At 68.6% G+C, this 17,840-nt stretch carries 17 protein-coding genes; 10 read left to right on the forward strand and 7 right to left on the reverse strand.

The genetic code is table 11. The annotated features are described in order from the left end of the window. Positions 1–26 precede the first annotated feature (26 nt). The 8 genes from GU927_RS03090 (at position 27) to GU927_RS03125 (ending at position 9,092) form a co-directional block, all read left to right on the forward strand. Positions 27–947 (forward strand): D-alanine--D-alanine ligase, encoded by a 921-nt coding sequence (locus tag GU927_RS03090; RefSeq protein ID WP_217765516.1) that lies wholly within the window; start codon positions 27–29, stop codon positions 945–947. Continuing rightward, complete coding sequence (locus GU927_RS03095) at positions 935–1,837, forward strand: cell division protein FtsQ/DivIB (protein ID WP_161760892.1); 903 nt, start codon at positions 935–937, stop codon at positions 1,835–1,837. Before GU927_RS03090 ends, GU927_RS03095 begins: the two co-directional genes overlap by 13 nt. Continuing rightward, positions 1,834–3,168, forward strand: a complete 1,335-nt coding sequence (ftsA, locus tag GU927_RS03100) for a cell division protein FtsA (protein WP_161760893.1) — start codon at positions 1,834–1,836, stop codon at positions 3,166–3,168. Before GU927_RS03095 ends, ftsA begins: the two co-directional genes overlap by 4 nt. Before the next feature lie 207 nt (positions 3,169–3,375). Then, positions 3,376–5,013, forward strand: coding sequence for a cell division protein FtsZ (ftsZ, locus tag GU927_RS03105; RefSeq protein WP_161760894.1), 1,638 nt, complete (start codon positions 3,376–3,378; stop codon positions 5,011–5,013). Positions 5,014–5,264: 251 nt separating this feature from the next. Further along, positions 5,265–6,203 (forward strand): UDP-3-O-acyl-N-acetylglucosamine deacetylase, encoded by a 939-nt coding sequence (gene lpxC, locus GU927_RS03110; RefSeq protein WP_161760895.1) that lies wholly within the window; start codon positions 5,265–5,267, stop codon positions 6,201–6,203. Between the two features lie 107 nt (positions 6,204–6,310). Continuing rightward, positions 6,311–7,144 (forward strand): outer membrane protein assembly factor BamD, encoded by an 834-nt coding sequence (locus GU927_RS03115; RefSeq protein ID WP_161760896.1) that lies wholly within the window; start codon positions 6,311–6,313, stop codon positions 7,142–7,144. Between the two features lie 19 nt (positions 7,145–7,163). Further along, complete coding sequence (recN, locus tag GU927_RS03120; protein ID WP_161760897.1) at positions 7,164–8,810, forward strand: DNA repair protein RecN; 1,647 nt, start codon at positions 7,164–7,166, stop codon at positions 8,808–8,810. Between the two features lie 126 nt (positions 8,811–8,936). Next, complete coding sequence (locus GU927_RS03125) at positions 8,937–9,092, forward strand: DUF3563 domain-containing protein (RefSeq protein ID WP_161760898.1); 156 nt, start codon at positions 8,937–8,939, stop codon at positions 9,090–9,092. A gap of 222 nt (positions 9,093–9,314) precedes the next feature. Here the strand turns inward: GU927_RS03125 and GU927_RS03130 are convergent, their stop codons facing one another. From GU927_RS03130 to GU927_RS03145, 4 genes are all read right to left on the reverse strand, one after another. Further along, positions 9,315–9,698 carry a DUF4440 domain-containing protein gene (locus GU927_RS03130; protein ID WP_161760899.1) on the reverse strand — a complete coding sequence of 128 codons (384 nt, stop codon included), beginning with the start codon at positions 9,696–9,698 and terminating at the stop codon, positions 9,315–9,317. 40 nt (positions 9,699–9,738) lie between these two features. Then, positions 9,739–10,380: a DUF1638 domain-containing protein gene (locus GU927_RS03135; protein ID WP_161760900.1), complete on the reverse strand. Its 642-nt coding sequence runs from the start codon at positions 10,378–10,380 to the stop codon at positions 9,739–9,741. Next, the gene (locus GU927_RS03140) at positions 10,380–10,538 is read right to left on the reverse strand and encodes a hypothetical protein (protein ID WP_161760901.1); all 159 of its coding nucleotides are present in this window, start codon (positions 10,536–10,538) and stop codon (positions 10,380–10,382) included. Before GU927_RS03140 ends, GU927_RS03135 begins: the two co-directional genes overlap by 1 nt. Positions 10,539–10,702: 164 nt before the next feature. After that, the gene (locus GU927_RS03145; RefSeq protein ID WP_161760902.1) at positions 10,703–11,401 is read right to left on the reverse strand and encodes a corrinoid protein; all 699 of its coding nucleotides are present in this window, start codon (positions 11,399–11,401) and stop codon (positions 10,703–10,705) included. Between the two features lie 157 nt (positions 11,402–11,558). Here GU927_RS03145 and GU927_RS03150 point away from each other — a divergent pair, with 157 nt between their 5' ends. Continuing rightward, entirely contained in the window at positions 11,559–12,647 is a 1,089-nt protein-coding gene (locus GU927_RS03150) for a PA0069 family radical SAM protein (RefSeq protein ID WP_161760903.1), read from the forward strand. Positions 12,648–12,937: 290 nt separating this feature from the next. On the opposite strand, the gene purD is transcribed toward GU927_RS03150, so the two are convergent. Further along, positions 12,938–14,200: a phosphoribosylamine--glycine ligase gene (gene purD / locus GU927_RS03155; RefSeq protein WP_161760904.1), complete on the reverse strand. Its 1,263-nt coding sequence runs from the start codon at positions 14,198–14,200 to the stop codon at positions 12,938–12,940. A gap of 246 nt (positions 14,201–14,446) precedes the next feature. Here purD and xseA point away from each other — a divergent pair, with 246 nt between their 5' ends. Continuing rightward, a complete protein-coding gene (xseA, locus tag GU927_RS03160; protein ID WP_161760905.1) occupies positions 14,447–16,006 on the forward strand; it encodes an exodeoxyribonuclease VII large subunit in 1,560 nt (519 codons plus the stop codon). Positions 16,007–16,117: 111 nt separating this feature from the next. Here xseA and GU927_RS03165 read toward each other — a convergent pair whose 3' ends face one another. Then, positions 16,118–16,537: a hypothetical protein gene (locus GU927_RS03165; RefSeq protein ID WP_161760906.1), complete on the reverse strand. Its 420-nt coding sequence runs from the start codon at positions 16,535–16,537 to the stop codon at positions 16,118–16,120. A 52-nt stretch (positions 16,538–16,589) separates the two neighbouring features. Next, positions 16,590–17,621: an alkane 1-monooxygenase gene (locus tag GU927_RS03170; protein ID WP_161761118.1), complete on the reverse strand. Its 1,032-nt coding sequence runs from the start codon at positions 17,619–17,621 to the stop codon at positions 16,590–16,592. Positions 17,622–17,840: the final 219 nt, after the last annotated feature.

The following is a 17,840-nucleotide window of genomic DNA, read 5'->3' on the forward strand; positions in this document are numbered from 1 at the left end:
CGGGCGTAGACCCGGTTGAGGCGAAGATGGCGGGCGGTTCGGGCAGAAACGTCCCCCTTGTGGCGGTCTTGAAAGGTGGGCTTTCCGCAGAGCGGGAGGTCTCTCTTTCGACAGGGCGTGAATGCGCCAAGGCACTGCGCGAGGCGGGATACGAGGTTGTCGAGGTCGATTGCGGCCTCGATCTGGCTGCGCGGCTGGTCGAGATTTCCCCCGATGTCTGCTTCAACGCCCTGCATGGCCGCTGGGGCGAGGATGGCTGCGTGCAGGGGATGCTGGAATGGCTGCGCATCCCCTATACCCATTCGGGCGTGTTGGCGTCGTCCCTTGCGATGGACAAGCAGCGGGCCAAGGAAGCCTATCGCGCGGCGGGGCTGCCTTGCGTGGAAAGCGTCGTCGTGGCGCGCGAGGCGGTGGAGGCGGGGCATGTGATGGCCGCGCCTTACGTCGTGAAGCCGGTGAACGAGGGATCGTCGGTCGGGGTCTATATCGTCCGCGAAGGGTCGAACGCGCCGCGCCTGTCGGCGGAGATGCCCGCGCGGGTGATGGTGGAGACCTATGCGCCGGGGCGGGAGATGACGGTGTCCGTGCTGGGGGACCGCGCGCTGTGCGTGACCGACATCATCACCGATGGCTGGTACGACTATGACGCGAAATACAAGCCGGGGGGCAGCCGGCATGAACTGCCCGCGAATATCCCTGCCGAGATCGAGGCGGCCTGTCTGGACTATGCGCTGCGGGCGCATAAGGCGCTGGGCTGCCGTGGCCTGAGCCGGACCGATTTCCGCTGGGACGAGGGGCGCGGTCTGGCGGGGCTGATCCTGTTGGAGACGAATACCCAGCCGGGGATGACGCCGACCTCGCTGTCGCCCGAACAGGCGGCGCATGTGGGGATTTCCTTCCCCGAACTCTGCCGCTGGATCGTGGAGGATGCGTCATGCAATCGCTAGGCGGTCCGCGCGTCTATACCCGACAGCCGCGGCGCGACCCTGCGCCGTCGCGCTGGCAATACCGGATGCAGCGGCTGTGGCTGACGCCCTTGTTCCGCGTGCTGTTCCGCGTGGGGCTGCCCTGCTTTGTGATCGCGATGGTGGTGGGCATCTATGCCAGCGACGAGGGGCGGCGCGCGGCGCTGACCGGCACCTTTACCGAGCTGAAGGAGAAATTCCAGAACCGGCCCGAATTCATGGTGGGGCTGGTGTCCGTGGAAGGCGCCTCGCCCGAACTGGCCGAGGCGATCCGCGCGCGGGTGGGGTTGAAGCTGCCGCTGTCGTCCTTTGACATCGATCTGGATGCGGTCAAGGCGCGGGTGGAGGAGCTGGACGCGGTCGCCAATGCCGAACTGCGCGTGCGGTCGGGCGGGGTGTTGCAGGTGCTGATCACCGAGCGGATGCCCGTGCTGCTGTGGCGGCTGGAGGACGAGCGTCTGGAGATGCTGGACGAGACGGGGCATCGCGTGGCGGGGCTGGCCGCGCGGACAGACCGGCCGGACCTGCCGCTGGTGGCGGGCGCGGGCGCGGATGTCGCCACGGGCGAGGCGCTGGAGATTTTCGCGGCGGCCCAGCCCATCCTGCCGCGCGTGCGGGGGCTGGTGCGCGTGGGCGAGCGGCGGTGGGATCTGGTGCTGGACCGCAACCAGAAGATCCTGCTTCCGGCAGAGAATGCGGTGGCGGCGCTGGAGCGGCTGATGGCGCTGGACAAGGCCGAAGACCTTTTGGCGCGTGATGTATTGAGTGTGGATTTGAGAAACGAAAAGCGACCCGTGCTGCGGCTGGCGCCCTATGCGCTGAACGAACACCGCAAGGCACAGGGCATTGATACGAGCGGGAGTGAACTATGACCGGGCTTTACCAATCCCAGCGGGCGATGCGGCACATGCGGCGCGCGGCGATGCAGCGCGGTGTGGTCGCGGTTCTGGATGTGGGGACATCGAAGATCGCCTGTCTGATCCTGCGGTTCGACGGGCCGGAGCGGCTGCGCGAGGTGGATGGCGTGGGGCCGATGGCGGGGCAGTCGTCCTTCCGCGTGATCGGCGCGGCGACGACGCGGTCGCGCGGCGTGAAGTTCGGCGAGATCGCCGTGATGAACGAGACGGAGCGCGCGATCCGCACGGCGGTGCAGGCGGCGCAGAAGATGGCCAATGTGCGGGTCGATCACGTGATCGCCTGTTTCAGCGGGGCAGAGCCGCGCAGCTATGGCCTTGCGGGCGAGTGGGATTTGCAGGATTCGGTCGTGACGGAACAGGACGTGGCGCGGGTGCTGTCGGCCTGTGACGTGCCGGACCTTGGGCCGGGGCGCGAGGTGCTGCATGCCCAGCCGGTGAATTTCGCGCTGGACCACCGCACGGGCCTGGGCGATCCGCGCGGGCAGATCGGCAACCGGCTGGCCTGCGACATGCATCTGCTGTCGGTCGAGGGGTCGGTGGTGCAGAACCTGCTTTACTGCATCAAGCGCTGTGATCTGGAATTGGCGGGGATCGCGTCTTCGGCCTATGTGTCGGGGATATCGTCGCTGGTGGAGGACGAGCAGGAGCTGGGCGCGGCCTGCATCGACATGGGCGGCGGGTCCACGGGCATTTCCATCTTCATGAAGAAGCACATGATCTATGCGGATTCCGTGCGGATGGGCGGGGATCATGTGACCTCTGACATCTCGAAGGGGCTGCATATCCCGACGGCGGTGGCCGAGAAGATCAAGACCAAGCATGGCGGGGTCTATGCCACCAGCATGGATGACCGCGAGATGATCGAGATGGGCGGCGAGAGCGGCGACTGGGAGAAGGACCGCCGCCAGATCAGCCGGACCGAGCTGATCGGGATCATGCGTCCGCGGGTCGAGGAAATTCTGGAAGAGGCGCGGTCGCGGCTGGATGCGGCGGGCTTTGACCATCTGCCGAGCCAGCAGATCGTGCTGACGGGGGGCGCAAGCCAGATCCCCGGACTGGACGGGCTGGCCGCGCGCATTCTGGGCCAGCAGGTGCGGCTGGGCCGTCCGCTGCGCGTGCAGGGACTGCCGCAGGCGGCGACGGGGGCGGCTTTTGCCAGCGCCGTGGGCCTGTGCCTGTTTGCGGCGCATCCGCAGGACGAATGGTGGGACTTTGAAATTCCGAGTGAGCGGTACCCCGCGCGTTCCCTGAAACGGGCCTTCAAATGGTTCAAGGACAACTGGTAAGGGCAAGATACGGTGCTTGCGGCGAAATCCCGCTGATTGCGGGCGTGGACATCCCATATTTTGTGGGCGTTTCGCGTTTTTTGCGTGACCTGATCGACCCTTGTGGATAGAATCGTGGATAAATTCGGATTCCTGCGCCCGGGACAGGCGCGACTTACAGCCGGACACCAAAAAACGGCGGCTCAACGAACAGCAGGCGGAGTGGCAATGACCCTTAATCTGATGATGACCTCGCAGCAGGAAGAGCTGAAGCCGCGCATCACCGTCTTTGGTGTCGGCGGTGCGGGCGGGAATGCCGTCAACAACATGATCGACAAGCATCTGGAGGGCGTGGAGTTCGTGGTGGCGAACACCGACGCGCAGGCGCTGAAACATTCCAAGGCCCATGCGCGCATCCAGATGGGTCTGAAGGTGACCGAGGGGCTGGGCGCGGGTGCGCGGCCGCAGGTCGGGGCGGCGGCGGCCGAGGAGACGATCGAGGAGATCGTGGACCATCTGGCGGGCGCGCATATGTGCTTTATCACCGCCGGCATGGGTGGTGGCACCGGCACGGGGGCCGCGCCGATCATCGCGCAGGCGGCGCGCGAGCTGGGTGTGCTGACGGTGGGTGTGGTGACCAAGCCCTTCCAGTTCGAAGGCGCCAAGCGGATGAAGCAGGCCGAGGAGGGCATCGAAGCCCTGCAGAAGGTCGTCGATACGCTGATCATCATCCCGAACCAGAACCTGTTCCGTCTGGCGAACGAGCGCACGACCTTTACCGAAGCCTTCGCGATGGCCGACGATGTGCTCTATCAGGGCGTGAAGGGTGTGACGGACCTGATGGTGCGGCCGGGCCTCATCAACCTCGACTTCGCCGACGTGCGGGCGGTGATGGACGAGATGGGCAAGGCCATGATGGGCACGGGCGAGGCGACGGGCGAGGATCGCGCGGTGCAGGCGGCTGAGAAGGCGATTGCCAACCCGCTGTTGGACGAGATTTCCCTGAACGGCGCGCGCGGTGTTCTGATCAACATCACCGGTGGTTACGACCTGACGCTGTTCGAGCTGGACGAGGCGGCGAACATCATCCGCGAGAAGGTCGATCCGGATGCCAATATCATCGTGGGGTCCACGCTGGACGAGAATATGGGCGGCGCGATCCGCGTGTCGGTCGTGGCGACCGGCATCGATGTGAGCAAGGCCGCCAAGCAGGAGGCGCCGGTGGCGCGTCGCAGCATGGCGGCGCCGCTGCCGCAGCCGACCCCCGCGCCGGAGCCGCGCCGCGAGGTGCCGCTGACCGTGCAGCAGATGGCCCCCGCCGCGCAGCACGCCGCCCCGCAGCCCGAGCCGCTGGTGATGCAGCAGCCCGTGCCGCAGCAGCAGGCGCCGTCGCTCTTTGACGCGCAGCCCGGCTATGAGGTCGAGCCGGAGATGGACGCGATGGACGATCTGCCGCCGCCCGCCTATCGCCCGCAGCCTGCGCCGCAGCAGCGCCCGACGGCAGCGATGGATCAGGATGCCGCAGCCTTCATGGCGCCGCGTCCGCGTGCACCGGGGACGCCGTCGCCCGAAGCTCTGGCCCGTTTGCAGGCAGCCGTGACCAAGGCACCGGCCGCCCCTGCCGCGCAGCGCCCGATGGCCGCGCAGCCGCGCGTCCAGGCCCCCGCGCCCAAGCCTGCCGAGGCCCCGCGCCCGCGGTTCGGCATCGGGTCGCTGATCAACCGCATGGCCGGAGGCGGTGCCGAACCGCAGGGCAATGCGATGCGCCAGCAGCCGCAGGTGCAGGGCTATGATGACGAGCCGGAGATGAATGCGGATCAGGAAAAGATCGAGATTCCCGCCTTCCTGCGGCGTCAGGCCAACTGAAACCCGCGCTGACGGATTGTTACAGCGCGCTTGGGCCCGGACCGAAAGGTCCGGGCTTTTCGTTTGAAAACAACGGCTTGGCGTGGTTCTGCTGTTGTCACACTCGGTCATAAAGAGTGAGTTGAGTTTGCAGGCGCGGCAACTTAACTCAAACTCGCCGGAAAGCTGTGTCCTTCCGGTGGCATGGCCGCGCGGCGGCTGTCACGAGGCCCATGTCACGAAGCCCCTGTCACGAAGCACGGACGAACCAGTTGCAACGCACCCTCAAATCCGCTGTCACCTTCACGGGCCTTGGCCTGCACGGGGGGCAACCGGTCCGCATGGTGGTCCGTCCGGCGCCTGCGGGGCACGGGATCGTGTTCCAGCGGACGGATGTGACGCGGGGTGATGCACGGATCGTGGCGCGCTGGGATGCGGTGGTGCCGTCCAAGCTGTGCACGCTGGTCGCCAATGGCGAGGGCGTGTCGGTCTCGACCATCGAGCATGTGATGGCGGCGCTGGCGGGCTGTGCGATCCACAACGCGCTGATCGAGATCGACGGGCCGGAAGTGCCGATCCTTGACGGGTCGGCGGTTCCCTTTGTCGAAGGGTTCCTTGCGGCGGGCACGGTGGGGCAGGATGCGGTGGTGCGGGCGATCCGCGTGCTGCAGACGGTCGAGGTGCGCGAGGGCGAGGCCGTGGCGCGGCTGGAGCCAGCCGAAAATCTGGAGATCGATTTCCGCATCGATTTTGCCGAGGGCGCGATCGGGCGGCAGGAAAAGCGCATGTCGCTGGCCAATGGCGCCTTTGTGCGCGAGTTGTCGGACAGCCGCACCTTCTGCCGTCAGGCGGATGTGGATGCGATGCGGGCCAATGGCCTTGCGCTGGGCGGCACGCTGGAGAATGCGGTCGTGTTTGACGGCGACGAGGTGCTGAGCCCCGGCGGGCTGCGCCATCGGGACGAACCCGTGCGGCACAAGATGCTGGACGCGGTGGGCGACCTGTCGCTGGCGGGGGCGCCGATCCTTGGGCGGTACACGGGTATCCGTGCGGGCCATGCGCTGACCAACCGGCTTTTGCGGGCGCTCTTCGCGCGTCCCGAGGCGTGGATGCTGGTCGAGGTGGGCGAGCAGACGGGCTGCAAGTTGCCCGGCATCGGCGTGCACGAGGCCGATCTGCCCCAACGCGCCGAGGCCGTGCCTGCGGCGTGAAAGCCGTTTTGCGGTCCGGATTTTTCTGTGCTAGGACGGCTGCAAGAACACGGGAGCGGTGCTTTGCATCCGGCCCCGTGCGAGGAATGGCGTGGGGTAGGCGGAAGATGGCAGTCGTGAAGTCGGGCGTGCGGATCCTGGGGCTGGCGGTGCTTGCCTCAGTCCTTGTCGCATGCGGACCGCAGGAGCGGCCACTCGACAGTTATACCGCCGAGGAAATCTACAAGCAGGGCGAGCTGGCGCTGGCATCGGAGCGCCGTCCCGACGGGGCGATCCGCTATTTCCAGGAGGTGGAGCGGCTTTACCCCTATAGCGAATTCGCCAAGCGCGCGCTGATCATGCAGGCCTTCAGCTATCACAAGGCCAAGAAATACGAAGAGGCGCGGGCGGCGTCGCAGCGCTATCTCGATTTCTATCCGGGCGACGAGGATGCGCCCTATGCGCTGTATCTCATGGCGCTGAGCTATTACGACCAGATCGACGATGTGGGCCGCGACCAGGGCGTGACCTTCCAGGCGCTGACGGGGATGCGTGACGTGATCGAGCAGTATCCCGACAGCGACTATGCGCGGTCTGCCATGCTGAAATTCGAGCTGGCCTTCGACCACCTGGCGGCGAAGGAAATGGAGATCGGGCGCTATTACCTGAAGCGCGGCAATTACACGGCGGCGATCAACCGCTTCCGCACCGTGGTGCAGGATTTCCAGACCACCACCCACACGGCCGAGGCGCTGCACCGGCTGGTCGAATCCTATCTGGCGCTGGGCTTCACCGACGAGGCGCAGACGGCGGCGGCGATCCTTGGCTATAACTACCAGTCCTCACCCTTCTATGACGACAGCTTCCGGCTGCTGAAGGGGCGCGGTCTGAACCCCGAGGCGAAGGGGGATAGCTGGCTGCGCGCGGTCTATCGCCAGATGATCAAGGGCGAGTGGCTGTAAGACAGCGGGGGGCCCTGCGGTGCTGCGGACGCTCGAAATCCGGGATGTGCTGATCATCGACCGGCTGGACCTCGAGTTCCGGCCGGGCCTGAATGTGTTGACCGGCGAGACGGGGGCGGGGAAGTCGATCCTGCTGGATGCGCTGGGCTTTGTCCTTGGCTGGCGCGGGCGGGCGGAACTGGTGCGGCAGGGGGCCGAGCAGGGGGCCGTGACGGCGGTTTTCGATCTGCCGGCGGGCCATGCGGGGCGGGCCGTGCTGGAAGAGGCGGGGATCGCGGTCGAGGAGGACGAGGTCATCCTGCGGCGCGTGAACACGGTGGACGGGCGCAAGACGGCATGGGTCAATGACCGGCGCGTGTCGGGCGAGGTGTTGCGTGACCTGTCCGAGACGCTGGTGGAGTTGCACGGGCAGCATGACGACCGCGGCCTTCTGAACCCGCGCGGGCATCGGGCGCTGCTGGATGCCTTTGCGGGGGTGGATGTGGCGGGGTGCCGCGCGGCGTGGCGGGCGCAGGCGGCGGCGCGGGCCGAACTGGCGGCGGCGGAGGCCGCGCTGGAGGCGGCGCGGAAGGAAGAGGACTTCCTGCGCCATGCCGTGGCGGAACTGGACAAGCTGAACCCCGAGCCGGGCGAGGAGGCGGCGCTGGATGCGCGGCGGCGCATGATGCAGGGGGCAGAGAAGATCCGCGCCGATATCGCGCGGGCGCATCAGGCGCTGTCGGATCAGGGGGCCGAGGGGATGATGCGCGATGCCCTGCGCTGGCTGGACGGCGCGGCGGAGCGGGCCGAAGGGCGGCTGGAGGGGGCGCTGGCGGCGCTAGACCGCGCGCTGATCGAGCTGGGCGAGGCGCAGCAGGGGGTGGAGGAGACGCTGGCGGCGCTGGACTTCAACCCCGGGGAGTTGGAGGCGCTGGAAGAGCGGCTGTTCGCCATCCGCGCGCTGGCGCGCAAGCACGGGGTGCTGGCGGATGAATTGGGCGTGCTGGCGGCGGACCTGCGGGCGCGGCTGGCAGCGCTGGACGGGGGGGCTGCGGGGATCGCGGCGCTGGCCAAGGCGGCGGTGCAGGCCGAGGCGGCCTATGCGGCCGAGGCGGCGAAGCTGACCGCCGCGCGGCGGGCGGCGGCGGCGCGGCTGGATGCGGCGATGGCGGCGGAGCTGGCACCGTTGAAGATGGAGCGGGCGGTGTTCGCCACCGAGGTCGCGGCGGGTGATGCGGGGCCGGAGGGGGTGGATGCGGTGACCTTCACCGTGGCGACCAATCCCGGCGCGCCGTCGGGGCCGCTGAACCGGATCGCGTCGGGCGGGGAGTTGAGCCGGTTCCTGCTGGCGCTGAAGGTTTGTCTCACGGGCGATGCGCCGGGGCTGACGATGATCTTCGACGAGATCGACCGTGGCGTCGGCGGGGCGACGGCGGATGCCGTGGGGCGGCGGCTGAAGGCGCTGGCCGAGGGCTGTCAGGTGCTGGTGGTGACGCATAGCCCGCAGGTGGCGGCGCTGGGCGCGTCGCATTGGCGGGTGGAGAAGCGGGTGGCGGGGGATGTGACGCTGTCCACCGTCACGCCGCTGGGCGAGGCCGAGCGGGTGGAGGAGGTGGCGCGGATGCTGGCGGGGGATACCGTCACCGAGGCCGCGCGGCAGGCGGCGCGGGCGCTGCTGTCGGCCTGATTGCCGGTTTTCCATGCAGTTGGTGGACGAGCCTTGCAGCGGGCGCATGGCGGGATTGGCGCGTTGGCGGTTCAATGCTGCGCTGCGGCATCCTATCTTCCGGGCATCGGCAGAAAGGATAAAGCCATGTTCGAGAGCGTCAGAAGTTTCTTCCGGGCCTTCCACATCCCGACGGCGGCAGAGCTGGAGCGGGAATATCTGAACGGCGCGGCGAACCGCGTGGACCTTGAATTCCGCCAGCGGCAGGTGGATCGCGGCATGTTCCGCAATATCGGGGCGTGAGGGAGACCTGACTTGCGGGGGTGCGGCGGGGTGAACCCCGCCCTACGCAGAGATTGCCTGTTTGCGCGCAAGGGCGCGCGAAAGGCGCCAGTGGCGCGTTTCGCGTGACCGCCGGTAGGGGCGCGGACGACACGCCGGGGCGGGCGCTTCATGCGCACGACCCGAGGGGGCGGGTCGTGCGCGGCCCGTGCCTGTAGCACGGGCCGGACCTGACCGTTGCGACTACTCCGCAAGCATCGACAATTGCGCCGACAGCGCCTGCCAGCCCTGCGGCGTGGCGGCGAGCGTGGCGGTCAGCAGGAGCGAGCAGCGCGGCAGTTCCGCCCCGCCCGCATCCTGCGCCCCCGTCACCACATAGCGCTGGGCCAGCAGCGCCGATTGCGCGCCGAGCGGGCGCAGCTTCAGCTTGCCCTTCACCAGACGCGCCGCACGGAAGACGCCCGCGAATTCGGCGGCGAGGGCGGCGGTCACCGCCTCGCGCCCTTCGGCGTGCTGGCCGGTGGGGGTGACGAGATCGGCCCCGCTGTCCAGAAGGGCGGCGATGGCGGCGGCGTCCTGCGTCGAGAAGGCCGAGGCGAAGGCGCGGGGGAAGTCTTCGGGGGTCATGGCGGTTCCTACTTTGCGGGCAGGATAGGCGGTCGCGCGGTCAGGGGCCAGCGACGCGGGCAAGGGCGGGCACAAGGTCGCCGTAACCGGTCAATCTCCGCTCATAGTCCAGCCCCAGACGCGCGGCGCAGTCGCGGGCCTTGGCATCGAGCGCGGGGTCGTCGGTCTGGGCCTGATAGACGAGCTTGGTGTAATTGCCGAAATACATCGACCGCAATTCGGGATGGCGGTCCAGCCCCATGGGCCGCCAGACGAAGGCATCGAATTGCCGGACGAGGAAATCGGTCAGGTAGAAGGCGGTGAATTCCTCTTCGGCCTTGGCGGCGAAGGCGGTGTTGCCTTCAAAGAACGAATAGCAATGTGGGCCTTCGACCATGCCCACGCCCAGTTCCTTGCACTTTTGCTGCAAGAGCCCGCCGGTGCCGCAATCGGCATAGACGACGAAGACCTGCTCGTATGACGCGCGGCGGTCGGTGACGGCCTGTTCCACGGCGGCCGGAATCCGGTCGGGCCAGAGGTGCAGGTTGGCGGGCAGGCATTGCAGGTCGAGGTGGTCCCAGCCGTTCATCCGTTTGAGCGCGAGGATTTCATGCGCGAGCGCGCCGCAGGCGATCAGCAGGACGCGGCCCTGCGCCGCGGGGGCAAGGCCCTGTTCGGTGAGGATCTCGTCCGATAGGGCCATCAGCGCAACTGGCGCGCGCCGAGGATCAGGCTGCCCGCCAGCGCGGCGAGGGCAAGGGCGGCGAGGGGGAGTTCGGCCCAGACGGCCAGCCCGATGGTCGCACCGGCGGCGAGCAGGACGAAGCTGACGAGCAGCAGGAAATGGGTAAGCGGCATCATCGGCGGCATCCTTTCCCTATCAATCTGGTCCTTTGCGACCCCTATGCCAAGCCCCCCCGTCGAAAACCGTTCCATTATGCCTGTCGGATCGGGCAGAAAAAGGCCCCGCGCGCGGGTGCGGGCGGGGCCGGAAGGGGGGAGCAAATCTGCGGCTGCCTGACGGATCAGGCGCCGATCTGGTTGTGCTTGCGCGCGACGAACTGCTTGGCGGTTTCCACCGCCACGGCCGCGTCACGGCAATAGGCGTCGGCGCCGATGGCCTTGCCGAATTCCTCGTTCAGGGGCGCGCCGCCGACGAGGACGATGTAATCGTCGCGCAGGCCCTTTTCCTTCATCGTGTCGATCACGACCTTCATGTAGGGCATGGTCGTGGTCAGCAGGGCGGACATGCCGAGGATGTCGGGCTTTTCGGTTTCCAGCGCCTCGAGGTATTTCTCGACCGCGTTGTTGATGCCGAGGTCGATGACTTCGAAGCCCGCGCCTTCCATCATCATGGCGACGAGGTTCTTGCCGATGTCGTGGATGTCGCCCTTGACGGTGCCGATCACCATCTTGCCCATGCGCGGCGCGCCGGTTTCCACCAGCAGCGGTTTCAGGATGTGCATCCCGGCCTTCATCGCGTTGGCGGCAAGCAGCACTTCGGGCACGAAGAGGATGCCGTCGCGGAAGTCGGCGCCGACGATGGTCATGCCGGCGACGAGCGCCTTGGTCAGCACGTCATAGGGGGTCCAGCCGCGTTCGATCAGGATGTTGACGCCCTCTTCGATCTCTTCCTTGAGACCGTCGTAGAGGTCGTCATGCATCTGAAGGACGAGTTCGTCGTCGGAGAGTTCGGAGAGGATGATCTCGTCTTCGTCGGCCATCGGGTGATCCCTTCGGGTAAGCGTTCGCAGGATGCATGGGCTGAAAGCGTCATGCGGACTTTTCGGTTTACGACATGCCCCGATTGAAAGCCGACAGCAAGGGGTCGCGGGCGGATTGCGGGTGACAAATGTTCATCTTTTGTTCTATAAGCGGGGTATGGAGAGCGAGCGGGACGGGATTCTGCCGGGCCGGAGGGCACGGGCGCGGGGCGTGCTGTCGAATGCGGCGGGGCGGTTCGAGCGGCACGGGGTGCAGGGGTTTGCCGACGGCTGGGAGATGGTGGAGGAGGACCGTCTCTTGCGCACTGAGGTGCGGGTGGAGCGGGCGCGGTCGGCGATCACCTGGAACCGGTCGCCCGACCTGCCGTTCGACCGGTCCGTCAATCCCTATCGGGGCTGCGAGCATGGCTGCGTCTATTGTTTCGCGCGGCCGAGCCATGCCTTTCTGAACCTGTCGCCGGGGCTGGATTTCGAGATGAAGCTTGTGGCGCGGCCCGGGATCGGGGCGGTGCTGGAGCGGGAGTTGCGGGCGAAGGGCTATCGGGTGGCGCCGATCGCCGTCGGGACGAATACGGACCCTTATCAGCCCTGCGAGGCGGAATGGCGCGTGATGCGCGAGGTGGTGGAGGTGCTGGCGGGGTGTGACCACCCTTTGGCGATCACCACGAAGGGGACGTTGATCGAGCGGGATCTGGACCTGCTGGGGCCGATGGCGGCGAAGGGGCTGCTCAGGGTGGGGGTGTCGGTCACGACGCTGGATGCGGGGCTGTCGCGGCGGATGGAGCCGCGGGCGGCGGTGCCAGCGCGGCGGTTGGAGGTGATCCGGCGGCTGACGGCGGCGGGGGTGCCGGTGCGGGTGATGGTGGCGCCCGTGGTGCCCGGGCTGACGGATCACGAGCTGGAGGGGATACTGGCGGCGGCGCGGGAGGCGGGGGCGGTGGGGGCCACGTGGATCATGCTGCGCCTGCCCCTGGAGGTGGCGGGGCTGTGGCGGGAATGGCTGGAGGCGGCGGAACCGGGGCGGGCGGCGAAGGTCATGGCGCGGGTGCGCGAGGCGCGCGGGGGGAAGGATTATGACGCGGAGTGGGGCAAGCGGATGCGGGGCGAGGGGGTGTTTGCCGCGCTGATCGGGCAGCGGTTTGCCAAGGCTGTGGCGCGGTTGGGGTTGGAGGAGGCGCTGCCCGCGCTGCGCTGTGATCTGTTCCGGCCGCCGGAGCGGGCGGGGGATCAGTTGCGGTTGTTTTGAGGGGGGGAGGGCTTGGCCGATTGACGGTGGTTCGGGCGGATGAAGGAAACGCACTGCGTTTCCCCGCCCGCCGTGACCAAGGTGCGTCTGGGCCGCTGCGGCACGCGATGCGAGAGGCCAGCGCCCGACCCGGCGGGCGAGAAGCGCCCGCCATGGGCGGTGAGGAGGGAACGTCGCGCCAGTGGCGCGGCGTAAGCCCGACGAACGGCGCTGGCCGGGTGCCTTGGCACCCCGCGGTGCGGATTTCGACGGCATCGCGTGACCGGGGCGACGGCCCCGGTCAGTCGAGGTCAGAGCGCCCGCCAGCCGATATCCCTGCGGCAGAAGCCTTCGGGCCAGTCGATGGCATCGACCATCGCGTAGGCCTTTGCCTGCGCCTCGGCCAATGTCGCGCCGCGGGCGGTGACGTTGAGGACGCGGCCGCCGGTGGCGGTGATGGCGCCATTCTTTGCGGTGGTGCCTGCGTGGAACACCATCTGCGACGAGGTTTCGGGGAGGGCGTCGAGGCCCTTGATCACGCTGCCTTTGGTGTAGGCGCCGGGATAGCCGCGCGCGGCTATGACCACGGTCAGGGCATGGTCTTCGGCCCAGTGGACCTGTGCCTGATCGAGCCGCCCCTCGGCGCAGGCGAGCAGCAGGTCGAGCGCCTGTGCGCCAAGGCGCATCATCAGCACCTGACATTCGGGGTCGCCGAAGCGGGCGTTGTATTCGACAAGCCGCGCGCGGCCGTTTTCGATCATGAGCCCTGCGTAGAGGACGCCTTGATAGGGCGTGCCGCGGCGGGCCATTTCGCGGATGGTGGGAAGGACGATTTCGGCCATGGCCTGCGCGGCGATGGCATCGGTCAGGACGGGGGCGGGGGAATAGGCGCCCATGCCGCCGGTATTGGGGCCGGTGTCGCCGTCGCCCACGCGCTTGTGGTCTTGCGCGGTGCCGATGGGCAGGGCGTTGGTGCCGTCGGTGAGGATGAAGAAGGAGGCTTCCTCGCCCGCCATGAATTCCTCGATCACGACTTCCGCGCCGGCCGCGCCGAATTCGCCGCCGAACATGTCGTCGATGGCGGCGAGCGCCTCGGCCTCGGTCATGGCGACGATGACGCCCTTGCCTGCGGCAAGGCCGTCGGCCTTGACCACGATGGGGGCGCCCTTTTGCGCGATATAGGCGCGGGCGGGGGCTGCTTCGGTGAAGCGGGCCCAGGCGGCGGTGGGGGCGGCGCAGGCGTCGCAGATGTCCTTGGTGAAGGATTTGGAGGCTTCGAGTCTTGCCGCCGCCGCCGAGGGGCCGAAGGTCAGGATGCCCGCGGCGCGGGTGGCATCGGCCACGCCCGCGGCGAGGGGGGCTTCGGGGCCGATGATGACGAAATCGATGGCGTTTTCCTCGCAGAAGGTCACCACGGTCGCGCCGGAGAGGATGTCGATATCGGCACATTCCGCAAGTTGGGCGATGCCCGCATTGCCGGGGGCCACGATCAGGCGGTCGGTCTTGGGGTTCTGCTTGACCGCCCAGGCGAGGGCATGTTCGCGCCCGCCGCTGCCGAGGATGAGGATGTTCATGCGTGCCGCCCCCTTCGCTGGTTGGTGGGGCTATAGGGGGGGAGGGGGGAGGGCGCAAGATCGAGAGGTCGGGAGGGCGAAATCTGACGCAGATTTCGCGGCGATTTCTGCACGCAGAAATCGGTTGGCCGGGGTAGGGGCCGGAATTTGCGTCAAATTCCGGCGCGGTTTCTGCGTCAGAAACCGCTTTCGGGTTTTCCTTGCGTGCTGCGGGTCCTAGTCTTGCGGAAGATGACGGAGATGCCCATGGACCTGTTCGAAGACGCCGCCGCCCCGCAGGGCAACCAGCCGGAATATACCGTGTCCGAGCTGTCGGGCGCGGTGAAGCGGGTGATCGAGGGGGAGTTCGGCCTTGTCCGCGTGCGGGGCGAGGTGGGGCGGGTGTCGCGGCCTGCCTCGGGGCATCTGTATTTCGATCTGAAGGATGACCGGTCCGTCATTGCCGCGATCAGCTGGAAAGGGCAGGTCGCGCGGATGCAGGTGCGGCCCGAGGAGGGGATGGAGGTCGTCGCCACGGGGCGCATGACCACCTTTCCGGGGCAGTCCAAGTACCAGCTGATCGTCGAGGATGTGGCGCCTGCGGGGGCGGGTGCCCTGATGGCCATGCTGGAAAAGCGCAAGGCGGCGCTGGCGGCGGAGGGGCTGTTCGATCCGGCGCGGAAGAAGGCGATTCCGTTCCTGCCGGAGGTCATCGGGGTTGTCACATCGCCCAGTGGCGCGGTGATCCGCGATATCCTGCACCGGCTGCGCGACCGGTTCCCGCGCCATGTGCTGGTCTGGCCCGTGGCGGTGCAGGGGCAGGCCTGCGCGCCCGAGGTGGCCGCCGCGATCCGCGGGTTCAACGCGATCGAACCCGGGGGGGCGGTGCCGCGGCCCGACCTGATCATCGTTGCGCGGGGTGGCGGGTCGCTGGAGGATCTGTGGGGCTTCAACGAGGAGATCGTGGTGCGCGCGGCGGCGGCGTCGCGGATCCCGCTGATTTCCGCCGTGGGGCACGAGACGGATACGACGCTGATCGACTTTGCCGCCGACCGGCGCGCGCCCACGCCCACGGCGGCGGCCGAGATGGCGGTGCCGGTGCGGATGGAGTTGCTGGCGGCGGTGGATGGCCTTGGCGCGCGGGCGGTGCGGGCGGCGGTGAATGGCGTCGGGCTGCGCGGGCAGCGGCTGCGCGATCTGGGCCGCGCGCTGCCGCGGCTGGAGGCTTTGGTGCAGGGGCCGGCGCAGCGGTTGGACCTGTGGTCGGGGCGGCTGGGTGCAGCGCTGGGGATGGCGGCGGCGCGGAAGCGGCAGGTCTTTGGCGCGAAGGCGGGGCTGGTGCGGCCGGAGTTGCTCTTGGGGCTGGTGGCGCATCGGCGGCGCGATCTGGGCGAGCGGGCGGCGCGGCTGGATGGTCTGGCCGAGCGTCGCGGCGAGCGGTTGCGGGCGCGGCTGGATGGTCTGGCGGGACGGTTGGAGCCGTCGCTTGCCCGTATCGTCGGGGATGCCGAGCGCAAGGTGCGGGACGGGCGGAGCAAGCTGGCGGATGTGGCCGAGCGGCTGGAAGCGGCGCCCGCGGCGCGCTTTGCGCGGCTGGAGCAGCGGCTGGAGGCGCTGGACCGCACGCGCGTGACGCTGGGCTATGCCGAGACGCTGAAGCGGGGCTTTGCCGTGGTGCGGGGCGACGGGGCGGTGGTCACGTCCAAGGCGGCGGCAGAGCGGGCAGCGGCGCTGGAGATCGAATTTGCCGACGGGCGGGTGGCCCTGGGTGGTAAACCCAAGGCGCGCAAGGCGGACGGGGGGCCGGAGCAGGGATCGCTGTTCTGATCCGTGCCAACCCCGTCCCGGGCTTGATCCGGGACCGCGCGGTCCATGCCCGCGTTCTGACGTCGTAAGGACGGGAGGCCCCGGGTCAGGCCCGGGGCGCGCGGGTGTGACTTAGACGCCCAGATCGGGGCCGGGGCAGTGGAGGGGTTCGCTGCTCTGGCCCACTTCCGACAGCGAGGTGCTGCCGTCGGCCCCCATGAAGATCGCGCGCAGGCCCGTCGCCTCGCGGAAGAAGCGCCAGCATTGCGGTTCGGGATCGGCGTCGTAGACGAAGCAGATGTTGCCACGGTCCTCGAACCAGTGGCCGTATTGGCAGTCATCCTCGGTGAAGGCCCAGATCACCTTGCGGCCGGGCAGGTATTGCTCGGCCCCCCAGATCACCCCGTCCTGCGCGTAGGAGAGGGTCTTGCCGGTTGCATAGGCCTCGAACTCGGCGGCGGCGAGGGGGGCGTCGGCGACGGGCGTGGCCTCCTGCGCGAGGGCGGGCAGGCAGAGCGTGGCGGCGAGGAGCAGGGCTGCGGGGCGGTGCATCGGGGGTCCTTGGTTCGCGCGGACCATGCCACGGCGCGGATGCTTTGGCGAGTCACCCTTGCGTTTCGTTCCGCTGCGGTTGCGCGAGGCGGGCGAGGTGCGGGCGCATGAGGCGGCGCCAGAGCGGCGGGACAAGCGCGATGGCGGCGGCAAGGGGGAGGGGCCAGGGCAGGCGGGGGGCGTCGTCGGGCAGGCGCAGCGCGGGATAGGGGCGCGTCGGGTGCGCGTGGTGGTCGGAATGGCGCGGGGCGTTGAGGAGGAGGGCGGAAGAGAACCAGTGCGCGGTGTTCCAGGAGTGGCGGGCGTTCACCGGTTCGGGCCTGCCGTCTGGGCCGGTGGCGCGGGTCAGGCCGTAGTGCTGGACATAGTCCGAGAGGTGGATTTGGAGTTGGGCATGGGCGGCGAGGAGAAGCCAGAGGGCAAGTCCGGTCGGGCCTGCGAGGACGAGGGCGAGGGCGAGGGCGGTGGCAGAGATCAGGGCGTAGGTGGTGTAGGGGTGCAGGCCCTTTGCGTGGCGGTCGCGAAGGGCGGTTTCGGCGCGCAGCCCTTCGGTGAAGCCGCCGATGGCGGCGCGGGGCAGATAGCGCCAGAAGCCGCGCCCTCTGGGTGCGCTGGCGGGGTCGAGGGGCGTTGCGACGTGGCGGTGGTGGATCAGGCGGTGGGAGGAGGCATGGTGGCCGATCAGGAGCCACGCGTAGAGCGCGACGCCTAGGCGCGTCTTGCCGCGCGTGGCGCGGTGGATCAGTTCATGCGCGGTCGGGTGGCCGATCTGGCCGAGCCAGAGGCCGGTGGCGAAGAGGAGTGCTGCCTTTTCCGGCAGGGAGAGGGCGGGGTTGGTCGCGCCGAGGATGGCAACGGGCGGCAGGGCGAGGCCGAGAAGGGCGAGGAGGATGAGGAGCGTGTCGGCGGCGGGGAATTCGGCGTCTTCGGGGGCGTCGGCTTCGACGAGCGGCAGGAGCTGGTCGAGCAGGATGGAGAGCGCGGCCATGTAGGCGAGGCCGGCCCAGAGGAGCGGGCCGCCGAGCGTTGCGCCGGTGGCGATGAGTGGCAGGGGGGCGAGGGTCGCGGCGGCGAAGGCGGGCATGGGAAGGGGGGCGCGGATACTCATGACGCGGGAAAGGTAGCATCGGGGGGCGGGCCTGTCATGTGGGCTGCGGGGCGAAGATTTTTCTGGCGAAAAATCTTCGCGGCGATCCTTCTGGCGAAGGATCGGGGCGCGCGCGCAGGGGGGCGTGGAGGCATACGCGATGGCGCGGGGCCGTATATCGGGGCGCGCGCGCGTCGGGTGGGCTGAAGTTTCGCA

Source organism: Paragemmobacter amnigenus, assembly GCF_009908265.2.
GTDB classification, from domain to species: Bacteria; Pseudomonadota; Alphaproteobacteria; order Rhodobacterales; family Rhodobacteraceae; genus Paragemmobacter; species Paragemmobacter amnigenus.